This is a genomic window from Variovorax pasteuri (assembly GCF_051216435.1).
GTDB lineage: Bacteria > Pseudomonadota > Gammaproteobacteria > Burkholderiales > Burkholderiaceae_C > Variovorax.
The window spans coordinates 299,829-315,750 of sequence record NZ_JBPJZS010000001.1 but is presented as its reverse complement, the minus strand read 5'-3'; the positions used below and the strand labels follow the sequence as shown (position 1 = coordinate 315,750).

14 protein-coding genes are annotated in these 15,922 nt (G+C 66.0%); all 14 read right to left on the bottom strand.

Annotation, left to right across the window (positions count from 1 at the left end):
* Nucleotides 1-20 precede the first annotated feature (20 nt).
* Nucleotides 21-1,391 carry a histidinol dehydrogenase gene (gene hisD, locus ACSFBM_RS01420; protein WP_435482801.1) on the bottom strand — a complete coding sequence of 457 codons (1,371 nt, stop codon included), beginning with the start codon at nucleotides 1,389-1,391 and terminating at the stop codon, nucleotides 21-23.
* 16 nt (nucleotides 1,392-1,407) lie between these two features.
* Entirely contained in the window at nucleotides 1,408-2,049 is a 642-nt protein-coding gene (gene hisG, locus ACSFBM_RS01415; protein WP_435441378.1) for an ATP phosphoribosyltransferase, read from the bottom strand.
* Nucleotides 2,046-3,335, bottom strand: coding sequence for a UDP-N-acetylglucosamine 1-carboxyvinyltransferase (murA, locus tag ACSFBM_RS01410; protein ID WP_435482800.1), 1,290 nt, complete (start codon nucleotides 3,333-3,335; stop codon nucleotides 2,046-2,048). Before murA ends, hisG begins: the two co-directional genes overlap by 4 nt.
* Nucleotides 3,336-3,375: 40 nt before the next feature.
* Nucleotides 3,376-3,618, bottom strand: coding sequence for a BolA family protein (locus ACSFBM_RS01405; RefSeq protein WP_007835251.1), 243 nt, complete (start codon nucleotides 3,616-3,618; stop codon nucleotides 3,376-3,378).
* A 17-nt stretch (nucleotides 3,619-3,635) separates the two neighbouring features.
* Entirely contained in the window at nucleotides 3,636-4,400 is a 765-nt protein-coding gene (locus ACSFBM_RS01400) for an ABC transporter permease (protein ID WP_435482799.1), read from the bottom strand.
* A complete protein-coding gene (locus ACSFBM_RS01395; protein ID WP_435482798.1) occupies nucleotides 4,397-5,344 on the bottom strand; it encodes an ABC transporter ATP-binding protein in 948 nt (315 codons plus the stop codon). The genes ACSFBM_RS01400 and ACSFBM_RS01395 overlap by 4 nt, the downstream gene beginning before the upstream one ends.
* A 34-nt stretch (nucleotides 5,345-5,378) precedes the next feature.
* Nucleotides 5,379-5,654, bottom strand: a complete 276-nt coding sequence (locus ACSFBM_RS01390) for an STAS domain-containing protein (protein ID WP_435482797.1) — start codon at nucleotides 5,652-5,654, stop codon at nucleotides 5,379-5,381.
* A gap of 3 nt (nucleotides 5,655-5,657) precedes the next feature.
* Entirely contained in the window at nucleotides 5,658-6,317 is a 660-nt protein-coding gene (locus ACSFBM_RS01385; RefSeq protein WP_435482796.1) for an MlaC/ttg2D family ABC transporter substrate-binding protein, read from the bottom strand.
* A 162-nt stretch (nucleotides 6,318-6,479) separates the two neighbouring features.
* Nucleotides 6,480-7,196: an MlaA family lipoprotein gene (locus ACSFBM_RS01380; protein ID WP_435482795.1), complete on the bottom strand. Its 717-nt coding sequence runs from the start codon at nucleotides 7,194-7,196 to the stop codon at nucleotides 6,480-6,482.
* Between the two features lie 35 nt (nucleotides 7,197-7,231).
* Nucleotides 7,232-7,732, bottom strand: coding sequence for an outer membrane lipid asymmetry maintenance protein MlaD (gene mlaD, locus ACSFBM_RS01375; protein WP_435441384.1), 501 nt, complete (start codon nucleotides 7,730-7,732; stop codon nucleotides 7,232-7,234).
* Between the two features lie 135 nt (nucleotides 7,733-7,867).
* Nucleotides 7,868-8,650, bottom strand: a complete 783-nt coding sequence (mlaE, locus tag ACSFBM_RS01370) for a lipid asymmetry maintenance ABC transporter permease subunit MlaE (RefSeq protein WP_435482794.1) — start codon at nucleotides 8,648-8,650, stop codon at nucleotides 7,868-7,870.
* The gene (locus ACSFBM_RS01365) at nucleotides 8,647-9,474 is read right to left on the bottom strand and encodes an ABC transporter ATP-binding protein (RefSeq protein ID WP_435482793.1); all 828 of its coding nucleotides are present in this window, start codon (nucleotides 9,472-9,474) and stop codon (nucleotides 8,647-8,649) included. The genes mlaE and ACSFBM_RS01365 overlap by 4 nt, the downstream gene beginning before the upstream one ends.
* 99 nt (nucleotides 9,475-9,573) lie before the next feature.
* Nucleotides 9,574-11,052, bottom strand: coding sequence for a glutamate synthase subunit beta (locus ACSFBM_RS01360; protein ID WP_435482792.1), 1,479 nt, complete (start codon nucleotides 11,050-11,052; stop codon nucleotides 9,574-9,576).
* A 34-nt stretch (nucleotides 11,053-11,086) separates the two neighbouring features.
* Nucleotides 11,087-15,835 (bottom strand): glutamate synthase-related protein, encoded by a 4,749-nt coding sequence (locus tag ACSFBM_RS01355; protein WP_435482791.1) that lies wholly within the window; start codon nucleotides 15,833-15,835, stop codon nucleotides 11,087-11,089.
* Nucleotides 15,836-15,922: the final 87 nt, after the last annotated feature.

Here is a 15,922-nt window from a genome sequence, read left to right as displayed (position 1 = left end):
CGGAGGCTTGTCATGGGGGCTCAGATCTTACGCAGCCGCATGCGGGCGGCTTCGGCGTGCGCCTGCAGGCCCTCACCTTCGGCGAGCGTGACGGCGATGGGGCCCAACACCTGGGCGCCGGTCTCGCTGACCTCGATCAGGCTGGAGCGCTTCTGGAAGTCGTACACGCCCAGCGGGCTCGAAAAGCGCGCCGTGCCGCTGGTGGGCAGCACGTGGTTCGGGCCGGCGCAGTAGTCGCCCAGGCTCTCGCTGGTGAAGGCACCCAGGAAGATCGCGCCGGCGTGGCGCAGCAGCGGCTCCCACCGGTTGGGTTCGCTGCTGCTCACTTCCAGGTGTTCGGGGGCGATGCGGTTGCTGATCTCGCAGGCCTCTTCCATGCTCTTCGTGTGGATCAGCGCGCCGCGGCCGTTGAGCGAGGCGGCGATGATTTCCGCGCGCGGCATGGTGGGCAGCAGGCGGTCGATCTCGGCCTGCACGCGCTCGATGTAGGCGGCGTCGGGGCACAGCAGGATGCTCTGGGCCAGCTCGTCGTGCTCGGCCTGGCTGAACAGGTCCATGGCCACCCAGTCAGGCGGCGTGCTGCCGTCGGCCAGCACCAGGATTTCGCTAGGCCCCGCGATCATGTCGATGCCCACGGTGCCGAACACGCGGCGCTTGGCGGCCGCCACGTAGGCGTTGCCGGGGCCGGTGATCTTGTCGACGGCGGGGATGGTGGCGGTGCCGTACGCCAGGGCTGCCACGGCTTGCGCGCCGCCGATGGTGAAGGCACGGGTGACGCCCGCCACATAGGCGGCGGCCAGCACGAGCACGTTGCGTTCGCCCTTCGTCGACGATTGGCCACCGGCGCCGCCCGTCGCAACGCTGCCCTTCGCAGGCGTCGGCACGACCATGATGATTTCACCAACGCCGGCCACATGCGCCGGGATCGCGTTCATCAGCAAGCTGGACGGATAGGCCGCCTTGCCGCCTGGCACGTAGATGCCCACACGGTCCAGCGGCGTGACTTTCTGGCCGAGCAGCGTGCCGTCCGCGTCACGGTAGCTCCAGCTTTCGCCACTGGCCTTCTTCTGCGCCTCGTGATAGCTGCGCACACGGTCGGCCGCGGCTTGCAGCGCAGCGCGCTGGTCTTCAGGCAGCGAATCGAAGGCCTCCTTGAAATCGGCCTGCGTCAGTTCGAGTTCCGACACGGCTGTGGCGCCGAGCCCGTCGAAGCGGCGTGTGTACTCCAGCACCGCCTCGTCGCCGCGCTTTTGCACGTCGGCCAGGATGTCCGCCACCACCTTCTCGATGGCCGCGTCCGCGTCCGCGGACCAATGCAGCCGCGCCTTGAATTCAGCATCGAAGCTGGCTGAAGTCGTGGAGAGTCGGGCGGGGGCTGCTTTCAGAGTCATGAGGTTCAGGCGGAAGTCAGACGGAGGGAATGGCGGACGCGAACGCGTCGATGATGCGGCGGATGGGCTCGCGCTTGAGCTTGAGCGCTGCCTGGTTCACCACCAGGCGCGCGCTGATGTCCATGATGCGCTCCACCTCGACGAGGTGGTTGGCCTTGAGCGTGTTGCCGGTCGAGACCAGGTCGACGATGGCGTCGGCCAGGCCCGTGAGCGGCGCCAGCTCCATGCTGCCGTAGAGCTTGATCAGGTCGACGTGCACGCCCTTGCTGGCGAAGAAGTCGCGCGCCAGGCCCACGTACTTGGTCGCCACGCGCAGGCGCGAGCCCTGCTTCACGGCCGAGGCGTAGTCGTAGTCATTGCGCACGGCCACGCTCAGGCGGCAGGCCGCGATGCGCAGGTCCAGCGGCTGGTACAGGCCCTGGTTGCCATGCTCGAGCAGCACGTCGGAACCCGTCACGCCGAGGTCGGCGCCGCCGTACTGCACATAGGTGGGCACGTCGGAGGCGCGCACCAGCACCACGCGCACGTCGGGGCGGGTGGTGTCGAGAATGAGCTTGCGCGATTTCTCGGGGTCTTCCGTGACCTCGATGCCGGCGGCGGCCAGCAGGGGCATCGTCTCTTCGAAGATGCGGCCTTTGGAAAGAGCCAGGGTGATCATGCGGCGGCTCCTGTCACGCGTTCGATGTCGGCGCCCAGCCCGCGCAGCTTGGCTTCCATGCGGTCGTAGCCCCGGTCCAGGTGGTAGATGCGGTCGACCAGCGTCTCGCCCTCGGCCACGAGGCCGGCGATGACGAGGCTGGCGGACGCGCGCAGGTCGGTGGCCATCACGGTGGCGCCGGAGAGCTGCTGCACGCCCTCGACCATCGCCACCTTGCCCTCCACGTGGATGCGCGCGCCCAGGCGCACCATCTCGTTCACGTGCATGAAGCGGTTCTCGAAGATGGTCTCGGTGACCATCGAGGCGCCGCGCGCAATGACGTTCAGGGCCATGAACTGGGCCTGCATGTCGGTCGGAAAGCCCGGGTATTCGGTGGTGCTGAAGCTCTGCGCCTTCAGGGTCTGGTGCGCCGGGCCCTTGGAGGCGATGCGCACGCCGTCCTTTTCGCAGGCGACGGTGCAGCCCGCATCGCGCAGCTTGTCGATCACGGCGTCCATGTGGTCGCCGCGCGCATGGCGCAGGAAGGCCTCGCCGCCCGTGGCCGCGACGGCGCACAGGAAGGTGCCGGCCTCGATGCGGTCGGCCACCACGGCGTGCTCGCAGCCATGCAGCTTTTCCACGCCCTGGATGCGGATGTGGCTGGTGCCGTGGCCTTCGATCTTCGCGCCCATGCGGATCAGCATCTCGGCCAGGTCGACGATCTCGGGCTCCTGCGCGGCGTTCTCGAGCAGGGTTTCGCCCTCGGCCAGCGCGGCCGCCATCAGGAAGTTCTCGGTGCCGGTGACGGTGACCATATCGGTCAGGATGCGCGCACCCTTCAGGCGGGTGCGGCCCTCGGGCAGCCGCGCGAGCATGTAGCCGTGGTCGACCACGATTTCCGCGCCCATGGCCTGCAGGCCCTTGATGTGCTGGTCGACCGGCCGCGAGCCGATCGCGCAGCCGCCGGGCAGCGACACCTTGGCATGGCCGAAGCGCGCCAGCAGCGGGCCCAGCGCCAGCACGGAGGCGCGCATGGTCTTGACCAGTTCGTAGGGCGCCTCGGGGTTGCCCAGGTCGCCTGCGTTGAGTTGCACGGTGCCGTTGTCGTCGCGCTCGGCTGTCACGCCCATGTTGCGCACGAGCTTGAGCATGGTCGACACGTCCTGCAGGCGCGGCACGTTGTGCAGCGTCACGGGCTGATCGGTCAGCAACGCCGCGCACAGCTCGGGCAGCGCGGCGTTCTTGGCGCCGGAAATGAGTACTTCGCCGCGGAGCTCTCGCCCGCCGCGAATCAGAAGTTTGTCCATCGAAATTCCAGCGAAATCAGGGCCCCGCGGGGCCGGAACGTTATTTTTCCACTGCGGCCCATTCAGCCGGCGTGTAGGTCTTCATCGAAAGCGCATGCACCTCGTCGGTGTGCATTTTCGCACCGAGGGTGGCGTAGACCCGCTGATGGCGCTGAATGGCGCGCTTGCCCTCGAACTCGGCCGAGACGATGGTGGCGTACCAATGCCGGCCGTCCCCCTCGAGCGTGATGTGCTCGCACGGAAGATGGGACTGGATCAGGGCCTGGAGTTGTTCGGCGGTCATAGGGTGTGGAAAAACGTTCAGCTGCGGATCTTGTAACCGATGCGCAGGAGGTGGACGGCAATGGCGCTCACCACCAGCCAGGCGGTGCCGACGATGCCCAGGCTCAGCCAGGGCGAGGCGTCGCTCACGCCGAAGAAGCCGTAGCGGAAGCCGTCGATCATGTAGAAGAACGGGTTCAGGTGGCTCACCTTCTGCCAGAAAGGCGGCAGCGAACCGATCGAATAGAACACGCCCGACAGGAAGGTCATGGGCATGATCAGGAAGTTCTGGAACACGGCCATCTGGTCGAACTTCTCGGCCCAGAGGCCGGCGATGAGGCCCAATGTGCCCAGCATGGCGGCGCCCAGGAACGCGAACACGATGATCCAGAGCGGCGCCACGAAGCTGGGCATGGCAAAGAACATGGTGACCAGGAACACGCCAAGCCCCACGGCCAGCCCGCGAATGATCGACGAGCCCACATACGCGAAGAACCAGCCCCAGTGCGACAGCGGCGTGAGCAGCACGAACACCAGGTTGCCCATGATCTTGCTCTGGATGATCGACGACGAGCTGTTGGCGAACGCGTTCTGCAACACGCTCATCATCACCAGGCCGGGCACCAGAAACGCGGTGTAGGGCACGGTGCCGTAGACCGTGACGCGGCCTTCGAGCACGTGGCCGAACACCATGAGGTACAGCAGCGCGGTGAGCACCGGCGCGCCGACGGTCTGGAAACCGACCTTCCAGAAGCGCAGCGTCTCCTTATAGAGCAGCGCGCGCCACCCAGTTACGGCCATCATCGCGCGACCTCCAGCGGTGTCTGCTCGCCCGCCATCAGGTCGATGAACACGTCTTCCAGGTCGGCCTTGCGCATTTCCACGTCTTCCACCGCGACGCCGGCTTCGCGGATCGCGGCCAGCAGTTGTTCGACTTCATGGGCGTTCTGCGCGGGCAGCTGCACGATGCGCCCGGTGATGCGCGCATGCTGGGCAATGGCCCAGGGCAGCATGGCGTCGGTCTTGAAGCGCAGCACGTTGCTCGCGGCCGACTTCAGCAGCTCGCTGGTGCGGTCGAGCGCGATCACGCGGCCCTGCTTGAGCATTGCGATGCGGTTGCACAGCGCCTCCGCCTCTTCGAGATAGTGGGTGGTCAGCAGCACGGTGCTGCCCTGCTTGTTGAGCCTGGCGACGAACTGCCAGAGCGTCTGGCGCAGCTCGACGTCCACGCCGGCCGTGGGCTCGTCCAGCACGATCACCGGCGGCTTGTGCACCAGCGCCTGCGCCACCAGCACCCGGCGCTTCATGCCGCCCGATAGCTGGCGCATGTTGGCCGTCGCCTTGTCTGCGAGGCCCAGGCTTTGCAGCAGCTCGTCGATCCAGGCTTCGTTGTTCTTGATGCCGAAGTAGCCCGACTGGATGCGCAGCGACTCGCGCACGTTGAAGAAGGGGTCGAACACCAGCTCCTGCGGCACGATGCCGAGCTGGCGGCGCGCCTCGGCGAAGTCGCGCTGGACATCGAAGCCGTGCACGCTGATGGCGCCGGCCGTGGGGCGCGACAGGCCCGCGAGCATGCTGATCAGGGTGGTCTTGCCCGCCCCGTTGGGCCCGAGCAGGCCGAAGAATTCGCCCGGCTCGATCTGGAATGTGACCTCGTCGACCGCTTTCAGCCCTTGCTTGCCTTGGGCTTTTTGTTGTCTGGAGGGAGGGTAGGTCTTGGAGACCGATTGGAATGAGATCGCGGGCATGGGAACCCGCGATTTTACGGGGCTGTTACTTTTTTCAGGGCACGGCGGGCAAAAGGCCCGCAACACCATACAGCGCCGCCAGCTCGCGCAGCCGGGGCGACAGGCCCTTCACCGAGAAGCCGCGACCCAGCGCGCTGGATTCGCGCCGGCATTCGAGCAGCACCGCCAGCGCCGACGAGTCGAACTGGGCCAGCGCGGTGGCGTCCACCACGGTGGACGACGAATCGACCTGGCCCTTCAGCCCCTGCTGCAGCATGCGCATGCAGGCGGGGGCCTCGTCATGGGTCAGGCGAGTGGGCAGGACCAGCATCGATCAGCCCTTGCTGTTGCCCTTGTTGCGCGCCGCGAGCGCCGCAATCAGGCCATCGATGCCGCTCTTGTTGATTTCCTGCGAAAACTGGGTGCGGTAGGTGTCGACCAGCCAGACGCCCAGCACATTGAGGTTGTAGACCTTCCATCCGGCGCCCTGGCCGGGGGTCTTCTCGAGGCGGTAGTCCAGCTGGACCGGGTCGCCGCGGCCCTTGACCTCGGTGCGCACCAGCACGTCGGTATCGTCGGGCGAGCCGCGGAACGGACGCACGGTGACGGTCTGGTCGCTGACCTGGTCGAGCGCGCCCGCATAGGTGCGCACCAGCAAGGTCTTGAACTCTTCCTGCAGGCGCTTTTGCTGCTCCGGCGTGGCCGTGCGCCAGGCCGGGCCGACGGCCGAGGACGTCATGCGCTGGAAATTCACGTTGGGCATGATCTTGCTGTCGACCAGCAGCATGATCTTGTTGACGTCGCCCGACTTGATGGACTTGTCCGACTTGATGGTGTCGAGCACATCGGTCGAGATTCGCTTGACCAGCGCATCCGGGGTTTCGTCGGCAGCGCGTGCGGGGCTCACGAAGGTGGCGGCGACGCTGAACAGCATCGCGCCGGCGAGCACCAGGTGGCCGAAGCCGCGTCGTTGCAGGATCATCTTGTTGTTCATGGAGAGGTCCCTCAGGTTTCGGATTTCGCGCAACACGCACCAGAACGGCGTGTCACGATAGAACGGGTTCGACAGGCCCCAGGCCTACCGGGTTCCTGTCGCGCAGGTGAAGCCTTGCAACGGAATGCAAGCGAGCCACCTGCGCCGGCCGCGCCTGGCTGGCTACTTGCCTGCGTCTTCGTCGGGGCCCTTGCCGTCGTGGACCAGGCTGAGCCGGCGTTGCAGGAAGGCGTCGCGCGTGAACGAATACTTGTCGAGCGCGGCGTCGTCGATCAGGCGGCCGGCGCGCAGGTACTGCGAGCGCGTGTCGACCGCGTGCAGAACGGTCAGCGAATTGCGCCACGCCACGTCGTTCATGGCATTGAGCGGGTCACCGTAGAAGTCGACCGGCTTGGCGACCGTGTCGCGAAGGGTCGAGGGGCCGAGCACCGGCAGCACGATGTACGGGCCTGCGCCCACACCCCAGCGACCGAGCGTCTGGCCGAAGTCTTCGTCGTGGCGGTCGATGCCGGCTTCGGTGGCCACGTCGAGCAGACCGCCGAGACCGAAGAAGGTGTTGACGTTGACCCGCATGAAGGTCTCCGCGCTGTTCTGCAGCTTGAGCTGGGCCACGCTGTTGGCAAAACTCCAGACGTCGCCGAGGTTGCCGAAGAAGTTGTTCACCCCGGTACGCACCATCGAAGGCAGCACGTTGACGTAGACCGTGGACACCGGCACGAGCACCGCCTGGTCGAGCTTGTCGTTGAACGTGAACACGCCGCGGTTGAACGGCTCGAAAGGATCAGCCGGATTGGCATTGGGACCGGTGGCGCAACCGGCCACGAGTGCGAAGACCGCGGCCGCGCTGGTCCAGCGCGCGTATTTGGCTGTTTTGTTCATGGCAGTCGAGACGACATGCAAAAAGGATCGTGTTTTCATTTTTTATTGGGGGTGCCCTGCGCCGTGCCGGAGTTGGAGCTCCCATCGGCGGCCTTGCTGTAGAGGAACTGGCTGATCAGGTTTTCCAGCACCACCGCGGATTGCGTGGCTGTGATGGTGTCGCCGGCCTGCAGGTTCTTCTCCTCGGCGCCCGCCTCGATCCCGATGTACTGCTCGCCAAGCAGGCCACTGGTCAGGATCTTGAGCGAACTGTCCTTGGGAAAACTGTAACGGTTTTGCAAAGCCAGTGTGACGTCGGCCTGAAAGGTCTTGTCGTTGAAGGATATGGACTCCACACGGCCGACCACCACGCCCGCGCTGCGAATCGCCGTCTGCGGCTTGAGCCCACCGATGTTGTCGAAGCGCGCGGTCACCGAATAGGTCTTCTGGAAGTTCAGGCTCAGCAGGTTGGCCGACTGCAGCGCGAGAAACAGCAATGCGGCGGCGCCGATCAGCACGAACAGGCCGACCCAGATGTCATTGTTGGAACGTTGCATATCGACTCTTCCTAGATTCCTACGGATTGACTCATTCGGGAAACACCGCACACCGGCTTTGCCGGGCTGCTGGTGTTGCCCCCTGCAAGGGGGTTGGAGGCCACACGAAGTGGGCCAGCCTGGGGGTGTACTCGTTCATATGCTGAACATCATGGCGGTCAGGAGGAAGTCCAGCCCCAGCACCGCCAGCGATGCCGTCACCACCGTGCGCGTGGTCGCGCGCGACACGCCTTCGGGCGTCGGCTGGGCTTCATACCCCTGCAGCAGCGCGATGAAGGTCACGGTGAAACCGAAGACGATGCTCTTGATGACGCCGTTGCCGACGTCGCGCCACACATCGACGCCGCCCTGCATCTGCCCCCAGAACGCGCCCGGGTCCACCCCCAGCATCAGCACGCCCACCACATAGCCGCCCATGATGCCGACCGCGCTGAACACGGCGGCCAGCAACGGCATGGTGATGACGCCGGCCCAGAAGCGCGGCGCGAGGATGCGCTGCACCGGGTCGACGGCCATCATTTCCATGGCGCTCAGTTGCTCGTCGGCCTTCATGAGGCCGATTTCCGCAGTGAGCGACGTGCCCGCGCGCCCGGTGAACAGCAACGCCGCCACGACCGGCCCGAGCTCGCGCACCAGGCTCAGCGTGACCAGCAGGCCGAGTGCTTCGGCAGAGCCATAGCGCTGCAGCGCGTAGTACATCTGCAGGCCCAGCACGAAGCCCACGAACAACCCCGACACGCCGATGATGGCGAGCGAGTAGTTGCCCAGGAAGTGGATCTGGTCGCGCACGAGGCTGAAGCGGCGCATGATCTGCGCGCCCGGCCCGAGCAGGCGCAAGAAGAGCTTCGCGCCATACCCGAGATTCGCGAGACGGCTGCGCACGCCGAAGCCGATGTCGGCGGGCTTCCACCAGCTCATGACCGCCCTCCTTCGACATTGCCGAAGTCGTCTTCGATGCTAACGCCCGGGTAATGAAACCGCACGGGCCCGTCAGGCAATGCGTTCACGAACTGATGGACCAATGGATCGACGCTGTTGCGCACGTCGTCGGGCGCGCCCTGCGCGGCGATGCCGCCGTTGGCCAGGATGATCACGTGGTCGGCGATGCGGAAGGTTTCTTCCAGGTCGTGCGACACGATGATGCTGGTGAGGCCGAGCGTGTCGTTGAGCTGGCGAATCAGCCGCGCCGCGGTGCCAAGCGAAATGGGGTCGAGTCCGGCGAAGGGTTCGTCGTACATCACGAGGTCGGGGTCGAGCGCAATTGCGCGCGCCAGCGCCACGCGCCGTGCCATGCCGCCCGACACCTCGCTGGGCATCAGGTCGCGCGCGCCGCGCAGGCCGACGGCGTCGAGCTTCATGAGCACGATGTCGCGCACCAGCGCTTCGGACAACTGCGTGTGCTCGCGCAGCGGAAACGCCACGTTGTCGAACACGCTCATGTCAGTGAACAAGGCGCCGAACTGGAACAGCATGCCCATGCGGCGCCGCGCCGCGTAGAGCGCCGAGGCGTCGAACCTGACGACGTCCTGACCATCGAAAAGAACCTCGCCGCGCTGTGCCTTCTGTTGTCCGCCGATCAGGCGCAGGACCGTGGTCTTGCCGCCGCCCGATGCGCCCATCAGGGCCGTCACCTTGCCGCGCGGCACGGTGAAGGACACGCCGTCGAGAATGGCGCGCGCGCCGTAGCCGAACGTGACGTTGCGGAACTCTACGAAGGGATGTTGCGGTGCGGCTGGGTCCATCTCAATAAAAAAGCCGGGCGCTTTTTAAAGCATCCCGGCATGCGGTTTCACGCGGATGATAACGGGGCCGCGACCGGCCCCGCTAAATTGAAACAAAATTCATCGCGGCAAGTCGCTGAATCCCATCAGAAATTCATCGACCGACCGTGCCGCTTGACGGCCTTCGCGAATGGCCCACACCACCAGCGACTGGCCACGGCGGATATCGCCCGCGGCAAACACCTTCGGCACGTTGGTGGCATAGCCGCCGATAAAGTCGACCGTCGCGCGGGCGTTGCCGCGCGCGTCCTTCTCGACACCGAAAGCGTCCAGCACGGTGGCCACGGGACTGATGAAGCCCATTGCGAGCAACACCAGGTCGGCCTTCAGCACCTGCTCGCTGCCGGCCACTTCCTGCATCTTGCCGTCCTTCCATTCGACGCGAACGGTCTTCAGGCCGGTGACCTTGCCCTTTTCGCCGATGAATTCCTTGGTGGAGATGGCGAACTCCCGCTCGCAGCCCTCTTCGTGGCTGGAGCTGGTGCGCAGCTTGATCGGCCAGTACGGCCAGGTCAAGGGGCGGTTCTCTTCCTCAGGCGGCTGCGGCATCAGCTCGAATTGCGTGACGCTCGCCGCGCCGTGGCGGTTGCTTGTACCCACGCAGTCGGAGCCGGTGTCGCCGCCGCCGATCACGATCACGTGCTTGCCGTCGGCGCGCAACTGGCCCTTGACCTTGTCGCCCGCGTTGACGCGGTTCTGCTGCGGCAGGAACTCCATGGCGTAGTGAATGCCGTCGAGGTCGCGGCCGGGCACCGGCAGGTCGCGCGACTGCTCGGCGCCGCCGGTGAGCACCACCGCGTCGAATTCTTTCTGCAGTTGTTCGGGCGTGACGGTTTCCTTGGCGAGGTTGGTCACCTTGGAGCCCTTGCCCAGCGGGTCCTTCGCGGCGCCGACCATCACGCCGGTGCGGAAGGTCACGCCCTCGGCCTTCATCTGCTCGACACGGCGGTCGATGTGGGTCTTCTCCATCTTGAAGTCGGGGATGCCATAGCGCAGCAGGCCGCCGATGCGGTCGTTCTTCTCGAACAGCGTCACGTCGTGGCCCACGCGTGCCAACTGCTGCGCAGCCGCCATGCCGGCCGGGCCCGAACCCACGACGGCCACCTTCTTGCCGGTCTTGTGCTTGGCGGCGCGCGGCGCCACCCAGCCTTCGTCCCAGGCGCGGTCGATGATGGCGTGCTCGATCGACTTGATGCCGATCGCGTCGTCGTTCACGTTGAGCACGCAGGCTGCTTCGCAGGGTGCGGGGCAGATGCGGCCGGTGAACTCGGGGAAGTTGTTGGTCGAGTCGAGCACCGCGAAGGCGTTCTGCCAGTCGTCGCGGTACACGAGGTCGTTGAAGTCCGGAATGATGTTGTTGACCGGGCAACCGCTGTTGCAGAACGGCGTGCCGCAGTCCATGCAGCGTGCGCCCTGCACCTTGGCCTGCTCGGGCGTCAGGCCGACGACGAATTCCTTGTAGTGCTTGACGCGCTCGTCGATGGGCTTGTAGCCCTCTTCGATGCGCTCATGCTCCATGAAGCCGGTGATCTTTCCCATCGTGCTTTCCTCTGTTCTTCGTATTCGTTGCCGCTCAGACCGCGGCGGTTGCGGACGGCGCCACCAGCGCATGCGGCTCGAGACCGGCGTGCGCGTTGTTGCCGCTGCTCGCCAGCTCGACCTTGCGGTCGTGCAGCTCGGCCAGCGCGCGCTTGTATTCGTTCGGGAACACCTTCACGAACTTGGTGCGCGACACGGCCCAGCTGTCGAGCAGCTCGCGCGCGCGCTTGCTGCCGGTCCAGCGGTGGTGCTCCTCGAGCAGCTTCTTGAGCTGCGCTTCGTCGGTCTCGCCGCCGTGCCAGATCTTGCGATGCACGCTGGCGGTCTGCTCGGCCGAGGTCAGCACCTTGTCGAGCGACACCATCGCGAGGTTGCAACGCGTAGCGAACTGGCCGTCTTCGTCGTAGACGAAGGCCACGCCGCCGCTCATGCCGGCTGCGAAGTTGCGACCCGTCTTGCCGAGCACGGCCACCGTGCCGCCGGTCATGTATTCGCAACCGTGGTCGCCCGTGCCTTCGATGACCGCCGTGGCGCCCGAAAGACGCACCGCGAAACGCTCGCCGGCCACGCCGCACAGGTAGGCCTCGCCGGTGGTCGCGCCGTACAGCGCGGTGTTGCCCACGATGGTGTTGCGCACCGCTTCGCCGCGGAAGTCCAGGCTGGGGCGAACCACCACGCGGCCGCCGGAGAGGCCCTTGCCGGTGTAGTCGTTGGCGTCGCCGATCAGGTACAGCGTGATGCCGCGTGCCAGGAAGGCGCCGAACGACTGGCCACCCGTGCCTTCGAGCTGGATGCGGATCGAGTCGTCGGGCAGGCCTTGCGGATGCACCTTGGTCAGCGCGCCCGAGAGCATGGCGCCCACCGAGCGGTTGACGTTGCGCACCACCTCGATGAACTGCACCTTCTCGCCCTTGTCGATGGCGGGACGTGACTTCTCGATGAGCTTGACGTCCAGCGCGCGCTCCAGGCCGTGCTCCTGGTTCTCGACATGGAAGCGCGGCACGTCGGCCGGCACGTTGGGCAGCGCGAACAAGCGGCTGAAATCGAGGCCCGAAGCCTTCCAGTGTTCGATGCCCTTGCGCATGTCGAGCAGGTCGGCGCGGCCGATCAGGTCGTCGAACTTGCGGATGCCCAGCTGGGCCATGATCTGGCGCACTTCTTCGGCCACGAAGAAGAAGTAGTTGACGACGTGCTCGGGCTTGCCCGAGAACTTCTTGCGCAGGATCGGGTCTTGCGTGGCCACGCCCACCGGGCAGGTGTTCAGGTGGCACTTGCGCATCATGATGCAGCCCTCGACCACCAGCGGGGCGGTCGCGAAGCCGAACTCGTCGGCACCCAGCAGCGCGCCGATGGCGACGTCGCGGCCGGTCTTCATCTGGCCGTCGGCCTGCACGCGGATGCGGCTGCGCAGGCGGTTGAGCACCAGCGTCTGCTGCGTCTCGGCCAGGCCGATTTCCCACGGGCTGCCTGCATGCTTGATCGACGACCAGGGCGAGGCGCCCGTGCCGCCGTCATGGCCGGCGATCACGACGTGGTCGCTCTTGCACTTGGCCACGCCCGCGGCGATGGTGCCGACGCCGATTTCGCTCACCAGCTTCACGCTGATGCTGGCGTGCGGCGCGGTGTTCTTGAGGTCGTGAATGAGCTGCGCCAGGTCTTCGATCGAGTAGATGTCGTGGTGCGGCGGGGGCGAGATGAGGCCCACGCCCGGCACGGCATAGCGCTGCTTGCCGATGTACTCGGTGACCTTGCCGCCGGGCAGCTGGCCGCCCTCGCCCGGCTTGGCGCCCTGCGCCATCTTGATCTGGATCTGGTCGGCCGAATGCAGGTACTCGGCGGTGACGCCGAAGCGGCCGGAGGCCACCTGCTTGATGCGCGAACGCAGCGAGTCGCCGTCCTTCAGCGGCAGGTCGACCTCGACGTTGGCCGCACCGATCACGCTCTTGAGCGTGTCGCCCTGCTTGATCGGAATGCCCTTGAGCTCGTTGCGGTAGCGCGCGGGGTCTTCGCCGCCCTCGCCCGTGTTGCTCTTGCCGCCGATGCGGTTCATGGCCACGGCGAGCGTGGCGTGGGCTTCGGTGCTGATCGAGCCGAGCGACATGGCGCCCGTGGCGAAGCGCTTGACGATGTCGGCGGCGGACTCGACCTCGTCGACCGGCACGGCCTTGGCCGGGTCGATCTTGAACTCGAACAGGCCGCGCAGCGTGAGGTGGCGGCGGTTCTGGTCGTTGATGAGCTGGGCGTATTCCTTGTACGTGTTCCAGTTGTTGGAGCGCGTGCTGTGCTGCAGCTTGGCGATGGCGTCGGGCGTCCACATGTGCTCTTCGCCGCGTGCGCGCCAGGCGTACTCGCCGCCGGCGTCCAGCATGCTGGCGAGCACCGGGTCGTCGCTGAACGCGGCCTTGTGCATGCGGATGGCTTCCTCGGCGATCTCGAAGACGCCGATGCCTTCCACGCGGCTCGCGGTGCCGGTGAAGTACTTGTTGACGGTGACGGTGTTCAGGCCGATGGCCTCGAACAGCTGCGCGCCGCAGTAGCTCATGTAGGTGCTGACACCCATCTTCGACATGATCTTCGACAGGCCCTTGCCGATGGCCTTGACGTAGTTGTAGACCGCCTTGTCGGCGCTCAGGTCGCCCGGCAGGTCGGCATGCATGGCCGCCAGCGTTTCCATGGCGAGGTACGGGTGCACGGCTTCCGCGCCGTAGCCGGCCAGCACGCCGAAGTGATGCACTTCGCGCGCCGAGCCGGTTTCCACCACCAGGCCGGCGGTGGTGCGCAGGCCTTCACGCACCAGGTACTGGTGCACGGCCGACAGCGCCAGCACGGCGGGGATGGCCACCTGCGTGGGGCTCACGCCGCGGTCGCTCACGATCAGGATGTTGTGGCCGCCCTTGATGGCGTCCACCGCTTCGGCGCACAGCGAGGCCAGCTTGGCTTCGACGCCTTCGTCGCCCCAGGCCAGGGGGTAGGTGATGTCGAGCACGTAGCTCTTGAACTTGCCCTGCGTGTACTTGCCGATGTCGCGCAGTTTCGCCATGTCGGAGAAGTCGAGGATCGGCTGACTCACCTCGAGCCGCATCGGCGGGTTGACCTGGTTGATGTCCAGCAGGTTGGGCTTGGGGCCGATGAAGGACACCAGCGACATCACGATGGCTTCGCGGATCGGGTCGATCGGCGGGTTCGTCACTTGCGCGAACAACTGCTTGAAGTAGTTGTAGAGCGGCTTGTTCTTGCTGGAGAGCACGGCCAGCGGGCTGTCGTTGCCCATGGAGCCGATGCCTTCCTCGCCGGCCTGCGCCATCGGGCTCATCAGGAACTTGATGTCTTCCTGGGTGTAGCCGAAGGCCTGCTGGCGGTCGAGCAGCGCCACCTGGCTCAGGGGCGCGGAGAACGGCTCGGCCTTGACGCTGTCGAGCTTGATGCGCAGGTTCTCGATCCACTGCTTGTAGGGCTTGCTGTTGGCGAGGGTGGACTTGACCTCCTCGTCGTCGATCATGCGGCCCTGTTCCAGGTCGATCAGGAACATCTTTCCGGGCTGCAGGCGCCACTTGCGCACGATCTTCTGCTCGGGCACGGGCAGCACGCCCGATTCGGAGGCCATGATGACCAGGTCGTCGTCGGTCACGCAGTAGCGCGAGGGGCGCAGGCCGTTGCGGTCGAGCGTGGCGCCGATCTGGCGGCCGTCGGTGAAGACGATGGAGGCCGGGCCGTCCCACGGCTCGAGCATGGCGGCGTGGTACTCGTAGAACGCGCGGCGGCGCGGGTCCATGGTGGCGTGCTGCTCCCAGGGCTCGGGAATCATCATCATCACGGCCTGGCTGATGGGGTAGCCGGCCATCGTCAGCAGCTCGAGGCAGTTGTCGAAGGTGGCGGTGTCGGACTGGCCGGCGAAGCTGATCGGGTAGAGCTTCTGCAGGTCGGCACCCAGCACGGGCGAGGACATCACGCCTTCGCGCGCCTTCATCCAGTTGTAGTTGCCCTTGACCGTGTTGATTTCGCCGTTGTGGGCGACGTAACGGTACGGGTGGGCCAGCGGCCACTCGGGGAAGGTGTTGGTCGAGAAGCGCTGGTGCACCAGGCCCAGGGCCGAGACGCAGCGCTTGTCCTGCAGGTCCATGAAGTAGGTGCCGACCTGGTCGGCCAGCAGCAGCCCCTTGTAGACCACGGTGCGGCTCGACATGCTGGGTACGTAGTACTCCTTGCTGTGCTTGAGCTTCAGGCGCTGGATGTTGGCGCTGGCGGTCTTGCGGATCACGTAGAGCTTGCGTTCCAGCGCGTCCTGCACGATCACGTCGTTGCCGCGGCCGATGAACACCTGGCGCAGCAGCGGCTCCTTGGCGCGCACGGTGGGCGACATGGGCATGTCGCGGTTGACTGGCACGTCGCGCCAGCCGAGCAGCACCTGTCCTTCGGCCTTGATGGCGCGTTCCATTTCCTGCTCGCAGGCTTCGCGGGAGGCATGTTCCTTGGGCAGGAAGATCATGCCGACGCCGTATTCGCCCGGCGGGGGCAGCGTGACGCCCTGGCTGGCCATCTCTTCGCGGTACAGGTGGTCGGGCAGCTGGATCAGGATGCCCGCGCCGTCCCCCATGAGCTTGTCGGCGCCCACGGCGCCGCGGTGGTCGAGGTTTTCAAGGATCTTCAGGCCCTGCAGCACGATGGCATGGCTTTTCTCGCCCTTGATGTGTGCAACGAAGCCGACGCCGCAGGCATCGTGCTCGTCGGCACCGGAATACAGACCGTGTTCTTGGAGATGTTGAATCTCGGCAGCCGTCGTCATGGGCGCGCTCCTTCAGTTTTTCGCAGGGAAAGGGAGCATATTGCGATGCACAAAGAATGCCAAACACTTTAATGGGGGTCAGATTCT

Coding starts and splice junctions, on each gene's coding strand:
- hisD (WP_435482801.1), bottom strand. CDS start 1,391: ATGACTCTGAAAGCAGCCCCCGCCCGACTCTCCACGACTTCAGCCAGC.
- hisG (WP_435441378.1), bottom strand. CDS start 2,049: ATGATCACCCTGGCTCTTTCCAAAGGCCGCATCTTCGAAGAGACGATG.
- murA (WP_435482800.1), bottom strand. CDS start 3,335: ATGGACAAACTTCTGATTCGCGGCGGGCGAGAGCTCCGCGGCGAAGTA.
- ACSFBM_RS01405 (WP_007835251.1), bottom strand. CDS start 3,618: ATGACCGCCGAACAACTCCAGGCCCTGATCCAGTCCCATCTTCCGTGC.
- ACSFBM_RS01400 (WP_435482799.1), bottom strand. CDS start 4,400: ATGATGGCCGTAACTGGGTGGCGCGCGCTGCTCTATAAGGAGACGCTG.
- ACSFBM_RS01395 (WP_435482798.1), bottom strand. CDS start 5,344: ATGCCCGCGATCTCATTCCAATCGGTCTCCAAGACCTACCCTCCCTCC.
- ACSFBM_RS01390 (WP_435482797.1), bottom strand. CDS start 5,654: ATGCTGGTCCTGCCCACTCGCCTGACCCATGACGAGGCCCCCGCCTGC.
- ACSFBM_RS01385 (WP_435482796.1), bottom strand. CDS start 6,317: ATGAACAACAAGATGATCCTGCAACGACGCGGCTTCGGCCACCTGGTG.
- ACSFBM_RS01380 (WP_435482795.1), bottom strand. CDS start 7,196: ATGAACAAAACAGCCAAATACGCGCGCTGGACCAGCGCGGCCGCGGTC.
- mlaD (WP_435441384.1), bottom strand. CDS start 7,732: ATGCAACGTTCCAACAATGACATCTGGGTCGGCCTGTTCGTGCTGATC.
- mlaE (WP_435482794.1), bottom strand. CDS start 8,650: ATGAGCTGGTGGAAGCCCGCCGACATCGGCTTCGGCGTGCGCAGCCGT.
- ACSFBM_RS01365 (WP_435482793.1), bottom strand. CDS start 9,474: ATGGACCCAGCCGCACCGCAACATCCCTTCGTAGAGTTCCGCAACGTC.
- ACSFBM_RS01360 (WP_435482792.1), bottom strand. CDS start 11,052: ATGGGAAAGATCACCGGCTTCATGGAGCATGAGCGCATCGAAGAGGGC.
- ACSFBM_RS01355 (WP_435482791.1), bottom strand. CDS start 15,835: ATGACGACGGCTGCCGAGATTCAACATCTCCAAGAACACGGTCTGTAT.